This window comes from Mycoplasmopsis alligatoris A21JP2 (assembly GCF_000178375.1).
GTDB lineage: Bacteria > Bacillota_I > Bacilli_A > Mycoplasmatales > Metamycoplasmataceae > Mycoplasmopsis > Mycoplasmopsis alligatoris.
This window is the reverse complement of record NZ_ADNC01000021.1, coordinates 1-17,939: the sequence shown is the minus strand read 5'-3', so window position 1 is coordinate 17,939 and position 17,939 is coordinate 1. Positions and strand designations below refer to the sequence as shown.

15 protein-coding genes and 1 pseudogene are annotated in these 17,939 nt (G+C 25.7%); 7 read left to right on the top strand and 9 right to left on the bottom strand.

Annotated features, from left to right (window positions below):
* Positions 1–66: 66 nt before the first annotated feature.
* Genes MALL_RS02265 through MALL_RS04425 form a run of 3 tightly spaced genes read right to left on the bottom strand, consistent with a single transcriptional unit; the run spans position 67 to position 2,452 of the window.
* Positions 67–909: an ABC transporter permease gene (locus MALL_RS02265; protein WP_005683609.1), complete on the bottom strand. Its 843-nt coding sequence runs from the start codon at positions 907–909 to the stop codon at positions 67–69.
* Positions 893–2,269 carry an ABC transporter ATP-binding protein gene (locus tag MALL_RS02260; RefSeq protein WP_005683596.1) on the bottom strand — a complete coding sequence of 459 codons (1,377 nt, stop codon included), beginning with the start codon at positions 2,267–2,269 and terminating at the stop codon, positions 893–895. The genes MALL_RS02265 and MALL_RS02260 overlap by 17 nt, the downstream gene beginning before the upstream one ends.
* A gap of 45 nt (positions 2,270–2,314) precedes the next feature.
* Positions 2,315–2,452 (bottom strand): hypothetical protein, encoded by a 138-nt coding sequence (locus tag MALL_RS04425; protein ID WP_156785623.1) that lies wholly within the window; start codon positions 2,450–2,452, stop codon positions 2,315–2,317.
* Between the two features lie 142 nt (positions 2,453–2,594).
* Here MALL_RS04425 and MALL_RS02255 point away from each other — a divergent pair, with 142 nt between their 5' ends.
* Positions 2,595–4,379, top strand: a complete 1,785-nt coding sequence (locus tag MALL_RS02255) for an ABC transporter ATP-binding protein (protein WP_235746468.1) — start codon at positions 2,595–2,597, stop codon at positions 4,377–4,379.
* 7 nt (positions 4,380–4,386) lie between these two features.
* Positions 4,387–6,213, top strand: coding sequence for an ABC transporter ATP-binding protein (locus tag MALL_RS02250; RefSeq protein ID WP_005683602.1), 1,827 nt, complete (start codon positions 4,387–4,389; stop codon positions 6,211–6,213).
* Positions 6,214–6,253: 40 nt separating this feature from the next.
* Here MALL_RS02250 and MALL_RS02245 read toward each other — a convergent pair whose 3' ends face one another.
* The 4 genes and pseudogenes from MALL_RS02245 to galE all read right to left on the bottom strand — a co-directional run bounded on the left by MALL_RS02245 (position 6,254) and on the right by galE (position 9,803).
* Positions 6,254–6,463, bottom strand: coding sequence for a DUF2188 domain-containing protein (locus MALL_RS02245; protein ID WP_005683594.1), 210 nt, complete (start codon positions 6,461–6,463; stop codon positions 6,254–6,256).
* A gap of 141 nt (positions 6,464–6,604) precedes the next feature.
* Positions 6,605–7,828, bottom strand: a complete 1,224-nt coding sequence (locus MALL_RS02240; protein ID WP_005683607.1) for a DUF2179 domain-containing protein — start codon at positions 7,826–7,828, stop codon at positions 6,605–6,607.
* 21 nt (positions 7,829–7,849) lie between these two features.
* A pseudogene (locus MALL_RS04680) lies at positions 7,850–8,826 on the bottom strand (nucleotidyltransferase).
* Positions 8,826–9,803 carry a UDP-glucose 4-epimerase GalE gene (gene galE, locus MALL_RS02230; RefSeq protein WP_005683604.1) on the bottom strand — a complete coding sequence of 326 codons (978 nt, stop codon included), beginning with the start codon at positions 9,801–9,803 and terminating at the stop codon, positions 8,826–8,828. The pseudogene MALL_RS04680 and the gene galE overlap by 1 nt, the downstream one beginning before the upstream one ends.
* 48 nt (positions 9,804–9,851) lie before the next feature.
* On the opposite strand from galE, the gene MALL_RS02225 reads away from it, so the two are divergent.
* The 5 genes from MALL_RS02225 to secDF all read left to right on the top strand — a co-directional run bounded on the left by MALL_RS02225 (position 9,852) and on the right by secDF (position 15,430).
* Complete coding sequence (locus MALL_RS02225; RefSeq protein WP_005683599.1) at positions 9,852–10,838, top strand: glycosyltransferase family 2 protein; 987 nt, start codon at positions 9,852–9,854, stop codon at positions 10,836–10,838.
* 127 nt (positions 10,839–10,965) lie between these two features.
* Positions 10,966–11,166, top strand: coding sequence for a 50S ribosomal protein L32 (rpmF, locus tag MALL_RS02220; protein WP_005683592.1), 201 nt, complete (start codon positions 10,966–10,968; stop codon positions 11,164–11,166).
* An 84-nt stretch (positions 11,167–11,250) separates the two neighbouring features.
* On the top strand, positions 11,251–11,856 hold the full coding sequence (gene ruvA / locus MALL_RS02215) for a Holliday junction branch migration protein RuvA (RefSeq protein ID WP_005683591.1): 606 nt from the start codon (positions 11,251–11,253) through the stop codon (positions 11,854–11,856).
* Positions 11,834–12,778, top strand: a complete 945-nt coding sequence (gene ruvB / locus MALL_RS02210; RefSeq protein ID WP_005683593.1) for a Holliday junction branch migration DNA helicase RuvB — start codon at positions 11,834–11,836, stop codon at positions 12,776–12,778. Before ruvA ends, ruvB begins: the two co-directional genes overlap by 23 nt.
* Before the next feature lie 51 nt (positions 12,779–12,829).
* Positions 12,830–15,430: a protein translocase subunit SecDF gene (gene secDF / locus MALL_RS02205; protein WP_040545552.1), complete on the top strand. Its 2,601-nt coding sequence runs from the start codon at positions 12,830–12,832 to the stop codon at positions 15,428–15,430.
* Positions 15,431–15,451: 21 nt separating this feature from the next.
* Here the strand turns inward: secDF and MALL_RS02200 are convergent, their stop codons facing one another.
* Positions 15,452–16,315, bottom strand: coding sequence for a MurR/RpiR family transcriptional regulator (locus MALL_RS02200; protein ID WP_005683598.1), 864 nt, complete (start codon positions 16,313–16,315; stop codon positions 15,452–15,454).
* A gap of 121 nt (positions 16,316–16,436) precedes the next feature.
* Positions 16,437–17,939: ABC transporter ATP-binding protein (locus MALL_RS02195; protein WP_005683603.1), on the bottom strand; the 1,503-nt coding region annotated here is incomplete at its 5' end.

Below are 17,939 nucleotides of genomic sequence, written 5' to 3'. Positions count from 1 at the left end.
ACTAAAGGAATGTAAAATAATGCAAGAATTAAATATACATAACTTCTTTTGAAAATAAGTTTAATTTTATTCATAAGAAGCTCCTTTTTTAAATTTGAAGAATAATTTTGGTAAAAGTAAAATTAAGCTATAAATACCTATGAATATGGTAGATACAACAATTACTAACGAGCTTCCCTTGCTTAAATCGAATTTATTTCCAGGGTTTATTGTTTTAGTAATGATATCTCCTATCATTTGATTTTGACTTCCATCAGGAAGTAATTTAGCACTAATTATGAAAGTTGTTGCACTACTTAAAAAGATCATTCCAAATCCACTTAAAATAGCCTTAAGTGCATATGGGACAATAACTTTAATCATAGTTTTTGAACTTCCGTATCCTAAATCATGACTAGCTTCTATAATATTTTTAGGCATATCTTTAAGCACTGTATATATTGGCATTATCATTAAAGGTAAATTTAAATAAGTTAAACCTAAAACTAAGAATCATTCTTGGTTTAAAGTACTATCATCAAATATATTAACAAATAATGTTCTTAATGAATAAACTCTAGCAATTGTAAAAATAGCCATTGGACTTAGCATTAAAGACATTGCATAAATTTGAAATATTTTTGACTTGGATGAAGATACAAAGTAAGCGTAGGGAAAGCCTATGAACAAGCATAATATTGCAGAAATAACCCCTACTCTAAGTGATCTAGAAATTATGTTTCAAGTACTTATTGCCTTTAATAGTTCTCAGTTATCTGAATAACCATTTTCACTTTTTAAAGGAGCAAAAGCATTAAAAATAATTAATAGAATAGGCAAAATAATTAACAATAAAGCCACAGCTAAATAAGGGCTTAAAAGCGTTAATCTTTTGTTATTAGCTAAACGTTCTTTAATTTTTGAAAACATTTGATGAATAATCTCACTTTAAGTCTTTGTTCATTAAATGAATTGAATCAATTGTTCAACTCAAATAAACTTTTTCATTTAATTCGAATTTTTTAGCTGTTTCAACGTAAATATCTACATCTTCATTAATATTTACTTTTAAATAGTAGTAACTTCCTTTGTATGAAATATCTTTAATAATTCCTTCTATTACACCTTTAGTTTTTGATGTTTGTGTTGAAATATCAATATCTTCAGGTCTAATTAAAGCATCAACTTCAGTTCCTGCTTTAAATTCTTCATCTGTGTGTACTGTTTTAAATTTTTGGTTCATCAATTTAACCATACTATCACCCATGTATTTTGCTTTAAAAATATTTGAATCACCAATAAATGATGCTACTCAAATATTAACTGGATAATCATAAATATGTTTTGGAGTGTCATATTGTTCAATTTTACCATCTCTCATTACTGCAATACGGTCTGATAATTCTAAAGCTTCATCTTGGTCATGAGTAACAAAAACAAATGTTAAACCTAATTGTTGTTGAACACTTCTAAGTAAAACTTGCATCTTTTGTCTAATTTTGGCATCTAGTGCACTTAATGGTTCATCTAAAAGTAAAATTTCAGGTTGAATAACTAAACTTCTAGCTAGAGCAACACGTTGCTTCATTCCACCACTTAATTGTAAAATATTTCTTGTTTCATTTCCTTTTAGTCCAACAAGTTCAATAATTTCATTAATTTTATCTTGCATTTCTGTTTTAGTCATTTTTCTTTTGAAGAATTTATTTTCAAAAGCTAAAACTTTTTGTGCAGTATAACTTTCTCAGTATGAATATTTAAAGTCAGAATCATCTAATCAATTTTGACGTTTTTTGTACTGGTATGTTCTTGGTTTAAGACTTTGTAATTCAAGTTCATATTGTTTTTGAATTTTGTCTAAATTAGCCATATTGTTTTTAGCTTTTTGTTCTCAAATTTCTTTTTTAGTTTCAAGTTGTTTAATGTGTTTTTCATTAATGTTTTCTTTTGGAACTCTTTTTAACTTAAGACCAAATCTTATGTTTCCTTCAACATTTAAGTGTGGAAATAAAGCATAATCTTGGAAAATTGTTGATAGATTTCTTTTGTGAGCAGGTAAATCTTTAATGTCGATTCCATTAAATTTTATTTCACCACGTGTAGCTCATTCAAAACCTCCAATAAGCCTTAGAATTGTTGTTTTACCTGATCCACTTGGTCCAAGCAAGGTAACAAATTCACCTTTTTTAATTTTTAAATCAACATCATCTAGAACTCTTTTTTCAGCAAATTCTTTAACTACGTTTTGCAGTTCAATAATGTCATTTGTTTTTTTTGGTTTGATAGCCATTTATTAATCCTTTCATTGTGTTGTTTATTATTGTAAAAAATGAAACTACAGGGAGGCAGTATCGTAAATTTCTTTAGAGAATTCTTCTACTAAAAAATCTAATGAAGGGTATTCTAAATCACAGAATTTTATCAATGTAAATTTTGTATTTATTTGATGCTTATTCTTTATTTGTTTTTTCATAGAATCTATTATACAAAAAGATTTTTTTTACATAAATTTTTTTCATTTTTTTTATATAATATTAATATCTTATTTTGTGGTAAAATAAATTATTTTTTTACTAGATGGAAAGGTCCAATTAACCATGCTTAAAATTTTTAAATTGCTACCTAGCAAGAACAAATTCTACTTCTACATAGGAGTTTTGTTCATTTTAGTTAACGTCTTAACTAGCTTAATGGTACCAATGTTTATGTCTCAATTTATTAAACTTATTGCACAAGGAAACAATGGACAAGATGCTCAAATAATTGTCTTTAAATCACTAGTGCTTTTTAGTGGTAATTATTCTAGCGCAGTTAACTACTTAATTAGTATTACAGTAGGATTTATTTTGATCTCGTTTGTAACCTCTATTTCTGCAATAGTTATTACTACTTGATCTGGTGATTTAACAAGTAATTTTTTAAGAGATAAAATATTTTCTAGAATTCAAAATTTTAGTCTTAAAGATATTGCTGCAATCACACAAGAAAGTTTAATAACTAGAGTGTCAAATGACATAGCGCAATATTGAGATTTTTTAATAAGTACAACAAGTATTTTAGTTAGAGCACCTTTATTAATAATAGGTGGAACAGTTTTTGCTTTATTAACAGATTTGCAATTATCTATTTCAATTTTAGTTATAGTTCCATTATTGATTGCTTTAATAGCTTTTATTTTATATAAAGCAAGTCCACTAATGAAAAAAAACCAAGTAGTTTTAGACGAAATAACAAAGGAAGTTGATGAAAATATTTTAGCTGCAAGATTAATAAAAATTTACAACTTAAAAGAAATGCAAAATCATAAATTTGATGCAACTAGCAGAAAATGATTAAGATTACAAGTAAAGTCAAATAATTTATTTGCAATTGGGCATCCATTCTTTTTTGCCTTAATCAATGTGGTTTTAGTCTTAATTTATGCTTTAGCTGGTTATAAAATTTGAAGCGGAAATGCTGATTTTAATTATTTAGCAACAATAAATGTTTTTATAGAATATATGTTTTCTATTGCATTTGGAATTGTTATTTTATCGCAATATTTAATTTCATTTTACCGCGCAAAAATAAGTTGTATGAGAATTAATGAAGTTTTAGATTATAAATTTACCAATTTAAAAGTTGAACAAGGATTAAAAATTCAAAATGTAAATACAAAAGGTTGCTCAGTTGAATTTAAAAACTTGAATTTCAAATATTTTGATTCATCAAATGAATATGTTTTAGAAGATTTAAATTTCAATGTTTTACCAGGACAAACTTTAGGAATAATAGGACCTACAGGTTCTGGAAAGAGTACTATAGCTAATTTATTAATAAATAATTATAAATATCATGAAGGGTCTATAAAAATTGACAATTTAGAAGTTAACCAAATTAATTCCACTTCACTACATGATAATGTTGGAATTGTTTTTCAAGAAGCACTTTTATATTCAGGTACTATAAAATCTAATTTACTTTTTGCTAAACAAGATGCAAATGAAAATGACTTAAATAAAGCACTTAATGCTTCTTGCTCAAATGAATTTATTCAAACTTTTGATAACAAATTGGATCATGTTGTTGAACAAAGAGCAAAAAACTTAAGTGGTGGACAAAAACAAAGATTATCAATAGCTAGAACATTAATAAGAGCACCAAAATTATTAATACTTGATGATTCAACAAGTGCTTTAGATAATATAACTACTAATAAACTTTTCAATAGTATAAAAAACGAATATAACTGTACCACAATCATAATAAGTCAAAAAATTAATTCTATTAAACATGCTGATAAAATACTTGTATTAGATAAATCAAAAATTATTAGTCAAGGAAAACATGAAGATTTAATAAAAGAAAACGATTGATACAAAAACGTTTATGAAAGTCAGTTACAAAAACTAGAAGAATAGGAGTATTATGAAAAAATCAAAACAAACTAAATTTTCTTCATGAGCTACTCTTAAAGAAATTGTTAAGTTTTTAAAATATGATAATAAAAGATTATTTTTAGGAATAGTCTTAGCCTTTTTTAATGCATTATGTTATGTAGTTGGAAGTTTTTTAATAGGTTATATTTTTCAAGTTTATTTTGCCACAATAATTACTAGTCAAAACTTAAATGATTTTGATTATAATGGATTTTTTATGTGACTAATTATCATGGGTCTTACTTTTATAGCTTATGGATTTTTTAAATATTTTGAAAGTTATATTTTTATTAAAGTTTCTTTTGGTGCAGCAACCAAAATGCGACAACAAGCAACAAAAAAATTAATTAAAATGCCTATTTCATACTATGATAAGCAAAAAGCAGGTGATTTAATTTCTACATTAATAAATGACGTTAATAACGTTTCAAATACTTTATTTAATACTTTAAATCAATTTTTCTCGAGTGTTTTTAATATAGTTTTATCAATTATAGCAATGATGCTAGTAGCTTCATTTATTACTTTAATAACTGTACCTTTAGCCATGTTTTTATTTTTAATTTCACTATTGGTAATAAAAAAATCTCAACCTTATTTTATTAAGTTACAAAATCTATTTGGAGAATTAAATGGATTTGTAGAAGAAAATTTAGCAAATCAAAAAATAATGAATATTTATGATCGTCATGAAACGGTTTTTGAAAAATTTAAAGAAATAACTAAAAGCATTAGAAACACTTCATATAAAGCTGATGTTATTGCCCGTAGTTCTGAACCATGATTTGGAATAACGTCTGGTTTAGTTAATCTTACTGTTTCAATATTAGCAACTCTTTTATTTATTTGAAAGGTTCCTGTTTGAGGTGTATATGGCTTTGGTGTAGATCAAAACGGTCATGCAACTTCAGGATTAATTGTTACTTTTATTTCTCTTAATTGAAACTTTATGGGACCTTTTCAAAATATTTTAAATATTAATTTTACTTTTCAAGTTGGTATTGCATCATCAAATCGTGTTTTAAAATTATTGAAATTAGACACTAAAAAACCTCACAAAGAAGATATATTTATTGATGAAATAAAAGGTCTTATTGAGTTTAAAGATGTATGTTTTAAATACAACACAAAAAGTCCAAAATTTCAACTATTTAACGCGACTTTTAATGCAAAACCTGGACAAAAAATCGCCATAGTTGGACCCACAGGCGCTGGTAAAACAACAATAATTAATTTATTAACTAAATTTTATGATTACAATTCTGGAAGTATAAAAATTGATGGAAATGAACTAAAAAATATTAATACTGAAAACTTAAGAAAACATATGTCAGTAGTATTGCAAGATACTTTTATGTTTAACGACACAATTGAAAACAACATTCGTTTAGCTGATAAAAATGTAACATTAGAACAAATAAAAATTGCTGCTACTTTATCTAATGCTATTCACTTTATTGAAACATTGCCTGATGGATTTAAAACAATGGTTGAAAACAATGGACAAAATCTCTCACAAGGACAACGACAACTTATTGCTATTACAAGAGCAATTTTAACAAATAAAAGTATTTTAATTTTGGATGAGGCAACATCTAATATTGATTCAACAACAGAAGAGATCATACAAGAAAGTATGCTTAAATTAATGAAAAATAAGACTTCGTTTGTTATTGCGCATAGATTAAGCACAATAAAAAGCGCAGACTTAATTCTTGTAATAAATAATGGAGAAATTATTGAAATGGGTAACCATAGAAACCTTTTAGACATAAACGGATTTTATGCAAATCTTTATAATTCACAATTTAGATAAAAAAATACAGTTCTTGCTTGAACTGTATTTTATTATTAGACTATTTTTTGTAGTTGTGACCTTTGCTAATTTTTCCGTCCATATTATGAATCATAATACTTCCGTTATTATTTTTAGCTATGCTTTTTGCATATTCAACTGCTTCAACTTTGGTTTTAAAAGTTTTAGTAGCTTTAACGTTTCCACTTCTTAAAACTCTTCATTCACCATCAACATTTGTAATGTGTCAAACTGTTTTTACGTCAGCCATATTTTCTCCTTATTAATTTGTTAATTTAATTATATTATATCGATAATGTAATTTTCATTATTTTCATTATTTTTATAAGAAGAAAAATTTATATTTTTATTTAAGCCTACAAAATAGCAATTTACAAAATTTTCTTTATGACTATATTTCGTCTTTAATGTATAAAAATCCATCTGCTTTCTTTACATCAACAACAGTTATAAATGCTTGTTTATCAAAACTTCTAATAACTCCATGTAAATCTGCTGCATCTAGATACATACAATTTGTTATTAACATTTTTTGTTCTTTTTGAGAGTAACTACCAATAACATTAATAATACTAAATTGATATTTACCAAAAGTTTTTTCGTTAATGTTATCTAGCAACTTTTGTGCATCAGGAGTGAATATTTGTACCTGTACCATAGTATATTTAGGAAAAATATGATTCAATAAAATTGTGAAAATAAAAATCATTACTAAACCTGAAATAAAGTTAGGATTAAACAGAATATTTAAATCAAAAGCTTTTGCTGAAAGTTCTGGATTACTACTTTTTAGTAATGCTAATGAAGCTGGTATATACGTACCAATAACATTAGCAATTATTAAACTAAGTAAATTTAAAAAGAAAAATATTTTACCTAAATCTTTTCTGGTCCGTTTTGCTTCATATGAACCTAGAATATCTCAACCTCCTGAACTAGCTTCTAAAATAAGTAATGAGGAAGTAACTAAAGCATTGATTAAACCTCATGCTATTCCATAAAGAAATACTGATAAGTGTTTAGGAGCATCATGTGTTGAGTTTCACAGAATCATTATTATTCCATTTTCTTGAAAAACTTGTGGGGTGTCTTTGTTAAGATCTGTAAAAAATGATACATGATCAATACCTGGTATAAATCCAATAATTAAACCTAAGAGCGAATGCTCAATTATAAAAATAGCAGTTAAAATGGCAAATTTTTTGGACAAATGTTTATAAGCTAATCACATTAGCGGAATATTTAAAATAAAATATGAAACTCAAAATATTGAGTTATAAAGCAAGTAAGCAAATTTTGGATCATGATTACTAGCTAATAATAAGTATCTACTTATCCGCCATAAGGATTGCCCAAAAGCTGCTAATCCTATATCATACAATCCACTATTTTGAACAAAAACCACTGCAGGAATTGTATATAAAACAGATAAAATAGAAACAATAATTAATTGCTTAACAAAATTGTTTTTATTGCCATAAAGATGTGACAAATAAAGCATATTAGCATTTATTTTTGTTCTAATATACTTATTTCTTGAGGCAATTTTGAGCTCATGGGTTTGAGCTTTTTTAATTTTTTTATCAATTTTTTTATCATCTTTTTGCTTAGACATATAACTATTATATAGTGAAAATTATTTCTTAATCTTTAATAAAATAAAAAGCATTGTTCTTTTAATTCTGCTAGATGTGTAACGTTTTGAAGTGCATCTTTCAACAAATTCTTGATATGTTTTTGATTCAACATTTTTTTTGAAAAGGTTTTCAATTCCTTCTGAAATCATTTTGTATTTTTGAAGTTCTTGAGCACTTTTTGTTTTGACTATTTGTCTGAATTTTTCATATTCTAATTCAATAGGTTTTTCAAAATTATATTTTCCATAATCAACTGGTGTATAGTCTTTTATATCAATTTTATCATTTAACATTTGTCTTAATTTTGATGCGCTAGCAAAATTTTGATTTATTTCTTGACTATGAAAACCGATTGTTCTTTGCATGCAAATTGGTGTAATTTTTAGCTTTTTATTAACTATCGTTTTAACATATTCCATACCCAAAATGTCATTTGGCATTGAAATATCATTGCCTGTTAATGCTTTTAAGGCTAAATTTGTAGCTCTAGGAAAACTATTACCACCATCTTTTAAATATTTTTTAACAAGTAAATCGTATTCATGTTTTTTCTCTTTTAAAATTGTTGCTATTTCTATAAATGTATTTATATCCTCAGTTTCACTTCCAAAAACTAAATAATAAATTTTTCTTTATTAAGTCTTAAAACTGCTTCATGTGCAAAAATATGCGCTGCCTGTGCAGAAATGTTAACATCTAATTTAATAGCTTTTTCAACTCCAAATTTTTTTGCAATTTTCACTCTATCTTTTCAGTATAATATTAATTTTTCACCTCTTTGACTATATTTGTGACTCATTGCAATAATTATTTCTGGGTTTTCAAAATGTTCTTTTATTCAATTTAACTGATATAAATGACCGTTATGAAAAGGGTTATATTCAACTACTATTCCTACTTTTACAGGATTAGATTTTTTAGATTTTTTTGTTTCTTGTGCAACTTCAACTTCTTGTGTTTTATCTTTTTTTGTCATTATTTACTTTCTGTATTTTTCAATTTTTTTCTAAATGAAAAGTCTGATTTTATCATTTCTTTTAAGGAAATTTTTGGTTCTCATTTTAAAAATTCTTTTGCTATTTTATTAGAAGCTATTAATTTATCAGGATCTCCTGCTCTTCTAGAAGCATATTCATATTTAAAATTGTGATACTTTAAACCTTCATCAACAACTTGTTTTACGCTAAATCCATCATTAGAACCTAAATTAGCAATAATTGATTTATTGCTATTAACTAAATATTCTAGTGCTTTAACATGTGCTAAAGCAACATCAGAAACATGTACATAATCTCGAATACATGTTTTATCTTTGGTATTATAATCATCACCAAATATCTTAAAAATAGACTTATTTAACATTGAATTAGTCATAATAGGAACAATATGGCTTAAATTATTGCTTTTCAAACCACATCTTAATTTTGAATCAGCTCCAGCTACATTAAAATATCTTAAGATTGCATAATTAAATTTATAAGCATAAGCTGATGATTGAATAATTTTTTCCGCAGCTAATTTTGAATCTCCATATGGATTAATCGGATTTAAAAAACTATTTTCGTCGCAAATTCCTGATTGTATTTGACCATAAACAGCTGCAGTAGAGGAGAATATGAAATTTTTAATATTTTTTTCAACAACTTTTTCTATCAAAAGCCTCACACCTTCTGTGTTGTTAAAAAAGTATTCTAAAGGTTTAATTACACTTTCTGGAACTACAATTTTTGCAGCAAAATCCATAATGCAATCAAAATCATGTTTTTTAAATAATTCATCTAAGTCTTTTTTGTTTGTTATATCACCTTTAATAAAGGTAATATTCTTAGGTAAATATTCTAAATTTCCAGTTGATAAATTATCAAAAACCACTATGTCATAGCCTTTATCGTATAAGCTTCATACAGTGTGTCCTCCAATATAGCCTGCACCTCCACATACTAAAACTTTCATTTTTATCTCCTTTTTAATTATTTTTAATTTATTATACAATATAAAAGTATGAAAAAAACACCTTACAATCCACTTATTTCTATACTTATTCCAACATATAATGCTGAAAAATTTATAGAAAAAACTTTTCAAAAAAATTTAAATCAATCATATAAAAATATTGAATATATTTTTCATGATGATTGTTCTACTGATAAAACTTTTGAACTTCTAGAACAAGCAAAAAATATTGATAGCAGAGTAAAAATAATTAAATCTAACTCAAATTCAGGATTGCCAAATGCTAGAAAAAATTTGTTAAACGCTGCAAAAGGTGATTTTGTGTTTTTTTTAGATGACGATGATTTTCTAACATCAAAAAAAGTTATTGCTAAATGTGTAAAAAAGCTAAACCCAGATTTAGAAATTCTATCGACACAGTTTAACTACAACATTAAACTTTCATTTGTAAAATTTTGAGTAAAAAATATGGTAAGAAATTTCAAAAAAATTGATAATGCGCTTAAATATTACTCAGAAAATTCTATTTATACATGAGGTCATTTTTTTAATTTAAATTTTATTAAGCAATTCCATTTGACATCAGAGAGAATTCTTTATGAAGATGTTTTAGAAAATGGGCATATTTTTGCTTCATGTAAAAAATTTAAAAGTTATAAAATTTCAACCATTTTATATAACCGTCGCCCTAACTCATTATCTGCTTTTGACAAAAAATATAAAGATAAATTGCATTTATTAATTGATGCTTATAGTAAAAATATTAAAAAATTAAAAAATGACTTTTTAGCCTATGATATAGACGAAAAACTTCAAAAAAAAGTTATTCAAAATGTGTTTATGGAATGCGTTTTGGTGATAAGTTTATGATATTTAAGAATTAAAACTAAAAAACAAAAAAAAGTTTTTAAAGAATTTATTCACAACCAAATTTATCCTGAAATCTTAAAATTGTTTCCTAGTCAAAAAATTGTTTATAAAAAGCTTTATTATTTTCCGATTTTTTTATCTAAGTCATTATTTTCCAAAAATTAAAAAAGAATATCTTTAGATATTAATACTTTTTTTCTTGCAAAAAAGTTGACTTAAATTGTTTGGAAATAATTTTTTCATATTATAATAATAATGCTATTTTTACAAAATACCACACTTAGGAGGAAATATGGCAATAGTACCAAAGCGTAAAACTTCAAAACAACGTAAACACAACAGAAGAAGTCACCATGCATTAGCAACACCTAACTTAGTAGCTTGTGCAAACTGTTCACAATACATTGAGCAACATGTTACATGTAGATTCTGTGGTTTTTATAAAGGTAAAAAAGTTGAAGGTTACAAATCAATTAACGACAAAGCAAATTAATAATTAATGCCTAATGGCATTTTTATTTTTTCCTTTTTTTGTTCACCTTTAACTTTTCTATCAATATTAAAGCATGGAGGAAAAATGACAATATACAAAATCGGAGAAATTGTTTACAAAAAAAACAAAAACATTATTTTAGAAAGCTATGGTTCAGGTTTCTGAATTCAAGTAGCTAATCAAGAAAGATTTGAGGTTAATAGTAAAGTTAAATTATATTTAGCTGATATTTTTAGCGACTTTACAAAATCTTTTAGTACGTATGGATTTAAGGATTACATGGAAAGAGTTTTATTTTTTGATCTTATAAACGTAAATGGAATAGGCGCAAAAATAGCAATGAATATTTTAGAAAACGGTTGACAAACTGTTGCAGATTTAATTGTAGAAGGAAGCGTTGAAACACTAACCAAATTAAATGCAGTTAATGAAAAAATTGCTAAAAATTTAATTTTAACTTATCAAGATAAGTGATTAAAAATTAGAGGTGCTGCAAATTCAAAAGAAACTTCAAAAAATACAATCAATTTAAATGAATTAGGAAATTCTTTAAAAGTCTTAGGTTTTAAAGAAAAACAAATTTCATATGCTCTTTCAAAAATTAAAGTTACAGACCACCTTGAAGACATGGTTGAACAAAGTATAAAAATAATTGCAACTAAATATCATGAAAATAGACCTACGACCTAGTACATTTAATGAATTTATAGGTCAAGCAAAATTAAAAGAAACAATAAAAGCTATGATTGTTTCAGCGCGTGTACAAAATAAAAGTCTAGATCACATTTTATTATATGGGCCACCAGGAACTGGTAAAACATCATTAGCCGGGATAATAGCAAGTGCTCAAAAATCTTTTATTCACTATGTACAAGCTTCAAATATAGAGAAAAAATCAGACTTAATTAGTATTTTTTCAACATTAAATCAAGGTGATATTTTATTTATTGATGAGGTACACAGTTTAAATAAAATGATTGAAGAGCTTTTATATAATGCAATGGAAGACTTTGTTTTTGATGTAATAATAGGAACTGAAGATAACGCAAAAACAATGCGTATGAAAATTAAACCCTTTACTTTAATTGCTGCTACAACTAAAATTAATAATATTTCTCAACCACTTAAAGATCGTTTTGGTCTGGTAGGGAAAATGCACAATTATGAAGACAGTGAATTGGTAAAAATTTTAAAAAATTCAGCTTCAATTTTAAAGTTAGATTTAGGACAAAGTGAAGCTGAATACATAGTTTCATTTTCAAGACAAACACCTAGAATTGCAAATAATTTACTTAAAAGAGTAAATGACTTTAAAATAGCAAAAAATAAAGAAATTATAGACTTAAAAATTATTCAAAAAACTTTTGATAATTTAGAATTATATGAATTTGGGCTTGGAAAAGATCATGTTGAATATATTCAATTACTAAAGGATTCTTTTGATGAAAAATGAGCTAGTTTAGATACTATTAGTTCTTTATTGAATACAAATAAGGAAAATTTACTTAATGATATTGAACCAATTTTGCTTTTCTATAGGTTAATAAAGAAATCTTCAAGAGGAAGACAAATAACTAATGAAGGAATTAATTATGCCTTAAAAAACCTATAAATTACTAAGTTCTTTAATTTTAAATATTTTAAATATGTTAATATATAAAGTATGAAACGAATTAAGGACTTTTTTACTTGAAAAAATTGAAAACGGATGGTTATTTTATCAATAACCTTAATCTCAACATTACTTGCAATTGTATTTGGAAGTGTATTTTATGTAGGTAAAAATCCTAACCGTTCTATTGAATATGGCGGAGGAATAGAAGTCCTTGTACAAGTTAAAAAAGATAACCAAAATGCTGATAAGGAATTAACAAATAAAGTTTCTGAATCACTATTTGAACGTTTAACAGGCGGTACAGGTTTAACTGGAACTAGTGTATCTAGTGAAGGCGATGGAAAAATTAGAATTTCAAAAAGCGGTAATTTAACCGATGCTCAAAGAAGTGAATTTGAATCTAAAGTAGCTGATAAACCTATTTTAACAATGACTGATATTGATGTTAAACCGTTATTTAAAAATGGTGAATTTGATAGAAATGGATCATTACAAATTGGTTCATCTAAAAATTGAATTCCACCTTTTGCGGATAATGGAGCGAAATATTTAGTTGACCATACAGGTAAAGATTCGGTAAGTATTGACCTAAAAGATAATGATGCAATTCTTGAATGAACTAAAGCAACTGAATATATTTCAACTCGTCAAGAGCCAGGAAAAAATGTAATTTTAATGTGAATTAACATTGAGGAATTATTAGATTTAGCAAAAAATAAATTCCCAAGAGAATGAGAAGCTAGTGGAAGAAATTTATACAACTTTGTGCATGTTAACAACAAAGCAGTTGAAGAAGTCCCTGATCCTACTCCTCAAAATCCTGATAATAAAAAACAAATTCGTAATGTTTTAAAACAAGCTGAATTTAATGCTAAAGATTATTTAATAAGTGAAGCTGGAGTTTTCCAAGCTCTTAATACTAAATCAGTTTTAATTAATGGTAACTTTACTCAAACTGAAGCAAAAGAATTAGCAAATGATATTAATTATGGAATAAGCAAATATGATTTATCTATTTTATCAAGTGTATACGTAGATTCAGATTTAAATTCTTCAGCGTTTAATTCAGCAATGTTAGCAGGTTTAATAGTCTTTTCATTAATTTCAATATTTATGATGATAAATTATGGATTATTAGGCGCTTTAAGTACAATTTCTATTGCTTTATATATATTCTTAACTTTACTAATGTTTACAGTTTTAAGAGGTGAATATTCACCTGCTACTATTGCCGCATTAATCATTGGTATAGGAATATCAGTCGATGCAAACATTATTACTTTTGAGCGTTTAAAAAAGGATATTTATCATGGCTCTTCGCTTAAAAAGTCCTATAAAAACTCAAATTCACTATCATTTTCAACTATAATTGATGCTAACGTTACTACTTTAATTGTTGCTTTTACTTTATTTTATTTTGGCACAAAAGATGTTAGAGGATTTAGTATTTCACTTATTTTATCTATTTTATTTACGTTAATTGTTATGTTGATTTTTACAAGATTTACTTCATCAATGATTGTAAATACTGGTTGAATGGAAAATAAATTATGACTTTTAGGTATTCATAAAAAATATATTAATAGAGATAATAGTAATAAATTTTATGCAAAATTTGATTACGTTAAACAAGCAAAATGATTTGCTCTTGTTTCTTTATTGCTATTAATTGCAGCTGGAATAGTCTTTATTTCAATAGGAACAACTAGCTCAAGCATATGAGATGGAATAGTTAGAAATATCGAATTTAAAGGTGGACTTAACATTACTGTAACAGGTGATAAGTCAAAATTTGTTAATTTAAGTTTTGATGAAGCTGAAAAAATTAAAAACTATATTTTAGAGAATGCTTCTATTTGAAACATTCATAATCCTGAAGAGGTTATCAACATTCAAAGAGTTGATAATAACTCAGATAATTGAGCTTTGATTCTTCTATCAACACAAGATTTATCAGAAAATATTACTCAAATAACTTCAGGAATTTCTAATAACTTCAATAATTTAACAATAACTAATTACAATATTTCTACTACTGAAGCCAATAGATTATTGTTAAATTCTTTATTTGCAATTTCAATTGCTTTTATTGGAATAGTTTTATATACACTTGTAAGAATGAAATGAACCTATTCAATTGCTGCAATTATAGGTTTATTACATGATATGTTGGTTGTTGTTGCTTTTATTGTAATAACAAGATTACAAATGTCTTCAATCATGATCGCCGCTTTATTATCAATAATAGGGTTTTCAATTAATGACACAATTGTTACATTTGACCGTATTAGAGAAATCATGTCAACAATGAAACATGATCAAGTTATTGAAAAAAATCAAATAAGAAAAATTGCTAATCAAGCAATTAGTGAAACAATTAAGAGAAGTTTTTATACAACATTAACAACAATTAGTGCTTTAATTATTTTATTAGCATTTGGAAATGCAACAGATTTTTCATTTAACATAGTTATGTTATTTGGAATGGTAATAGGAGTTTATTCATCAATCTTTATTTGTACAAGAGTCTGAGTAGCGCTTGAAAACTTTAGACAAAAAGGTATTAAAAGAAGATTGGCAAATAGATACTGAGAAGTTGCAAAACCATCAGAGCAAACATTTGTTGGTATTAATGACTTTCAACATTAAAAAAAATCGGGTATCCGATTTTTATTTTGTTAAGTTTCATTTTTTAATTTCGTTGTTAATTTGATAAAAGTTTTCTAGATCAGGATCCACTTTAAATATTAAGTAGAAAAAGACAACATCAGCTAAAAAGAAAGAAGAAATTTTTGAACCGATTGCACTAACTCTGTTTTCTTGATTTAATGAATCATAAAGAATCATGTATTTTGCTTTTTTACGATCAAGTTTAGCGCTTTTTGTTCAAATAGTATAATCAATATTATTTTTTTCTAAGATGTCTCTAACTTTACAAATTTCTAAAGTATCAAAAGATTTAGAAATTAATGTAACGTGTGTCTTTTTATCAAGCAAGTAATTAAAACCTAAAAAATCGTGAATAGAATTAATAGCCATAGTAAAAATTCCTATTTTATTTAAATTTTGTGCATAGTATTCACCGACCATTCCAGAATTACCAATACCAAAAACTATATGCTTTTCACAAGATAATAAATCTTTTGCATATTCTGCTATTGAATTACAATTACGACCATAAGCTTCGACAGTTTTTTTGATTGAATATTCATAATAAGTATGAACATTTTGTACTATTTCACTAACTGTTAATTCTGGACCTACTTTAATTTTTGTTGGTAAATTATTTATTTCTGTTACTCTTTTTGCTACATAAATCTGTAATTCTCTAAATGATAAAAATCCAATTTTTTGTGCAAACCTAGTTAAGGTTGGTTGTGATACAAACATTAAAGCTGCTAAATCTTTAGTTGTGTTATTTAAAACAGGTTGTGGATTGTCTTCAATTCACTCCATAATATATCTATTTGAGTCGCTATGTGAACTACTATCTAAAAATGTAGAACCAAATATTTTTTCTTTTTTCTTTTCCATATCTTTTAATTATATGTAATTAAAAAATAAACATAAATATTTAACATAAAAACATTTATTAGCCTATGCTATAGACAAAAAAGTAAATAGTAAATTTTCATAAATAAAAATAAGTAATTTCTTACTTACTTTCAAATCCCGTTTTATATAAACTTGCATAGTGCTTATCATTATGAATTAATTGTTCATGATTGCCTTGTTCTAAGATTTTACCTTTTTCTAGAACAATTATATTATCAGATTCTTTTATAGTGCTTAATCTATGAGCAATAACCAACATAGTTCTATCTTTCATCATTTCTTTAAGAGCTTTTTGTATTTGTAACTCAGTAATAGTGTCAATATTTGATGTAGCCTCATCCAAAATAATAATCGGTTTATTTGCTATAAAAGCTCTTGCTATAGCTAATAATTGTCTTTGTCCTTCAGATAAAGATGAACCATTATGTTTAATTATAGTATCATATCCTTTTTCAAGAGACATAATAAAATCATGCAAAGAGCAGGCTTTAGTAGCTTTTATTATTTCTTCATCACTAACATTTTCGTTAGCGCATTTAAGATTATTTTTGATTGTATCTTCAAAAATAAAAGTATCTTGCATAATTATTCCAATATGTTTACGTCACGAATGTTGTGAACTTTTTAAAATTGATTGCTCATCGATTGTAATGTCTCCATGTTTTGGTATATAAAATTTAGAAAGAATTTTTGAAATAGTTGTTTTACCACAACCAGTAGCACCTACTAGTGCTGTTGTTGTACCTGGATTTATTTTAAAAGTTATATTTTCTAAAACATTTATTTCTGGTTTAGATGGATATGCAAAACTTATGTTTTTAAATTCTATTATTCCTTGTTTATAGTCTAATTCATTTAAATCATCAGCTTCTTTTTCTATTTTTTCTTCAGTAATATCTTTAATTCTTTTTCAACTACCCATTCCTCTAAATAAACTATTTGTTATATCTATAAAACCTTGAAATCTTTCACTTGCTGTTTGTACATATAGAGATAAAGAAGCAATTGTTCCAAATGTAAATGGACTTATTCCATAAGAAGGAATTTTATTAAAATAAAAAACTAAACATAAAACTAAGGTTATGACTGTATTTACATACTTTAAGGCATTAAATAAAACTCAACCTGACATTCAATAAGAAACAGAAGTTCATTCATTAGGAATTAATGAAGCATTATATTGATCAAATTTTTCTTTTACTTGTTTAGATTGTTGATGTAAATTAACAAGAGGTAATGCTTCAATTATTTCTTCTAAGTACCCATTAAATTCACCTAATTTTTTTTGTTGTTGGTGATAAAAATGTGATGATTTTCTCATTAACAATAAACTAACAATTGTAGAAAGGGGCAATGTTATTGAAATAATTGCTGCTATTACTGGAGCGTATAAAAACATCATTATAAAAGCTAAAAAGAAACCAAAAATAAAAGTAAAAATTGTGGTTAGAAGTGAAATTATTGCTTCAGTTAAATTATTTGTATCATTAGTTATTGCCGACATTAAATCACCAGTTTTTTTAGTTTCAAAATATTCAATGGGCATTTGCTGAATTTTTTTGTAAATATTTTCTCTTAATTTAGCAGCTATAGAAATATAAAT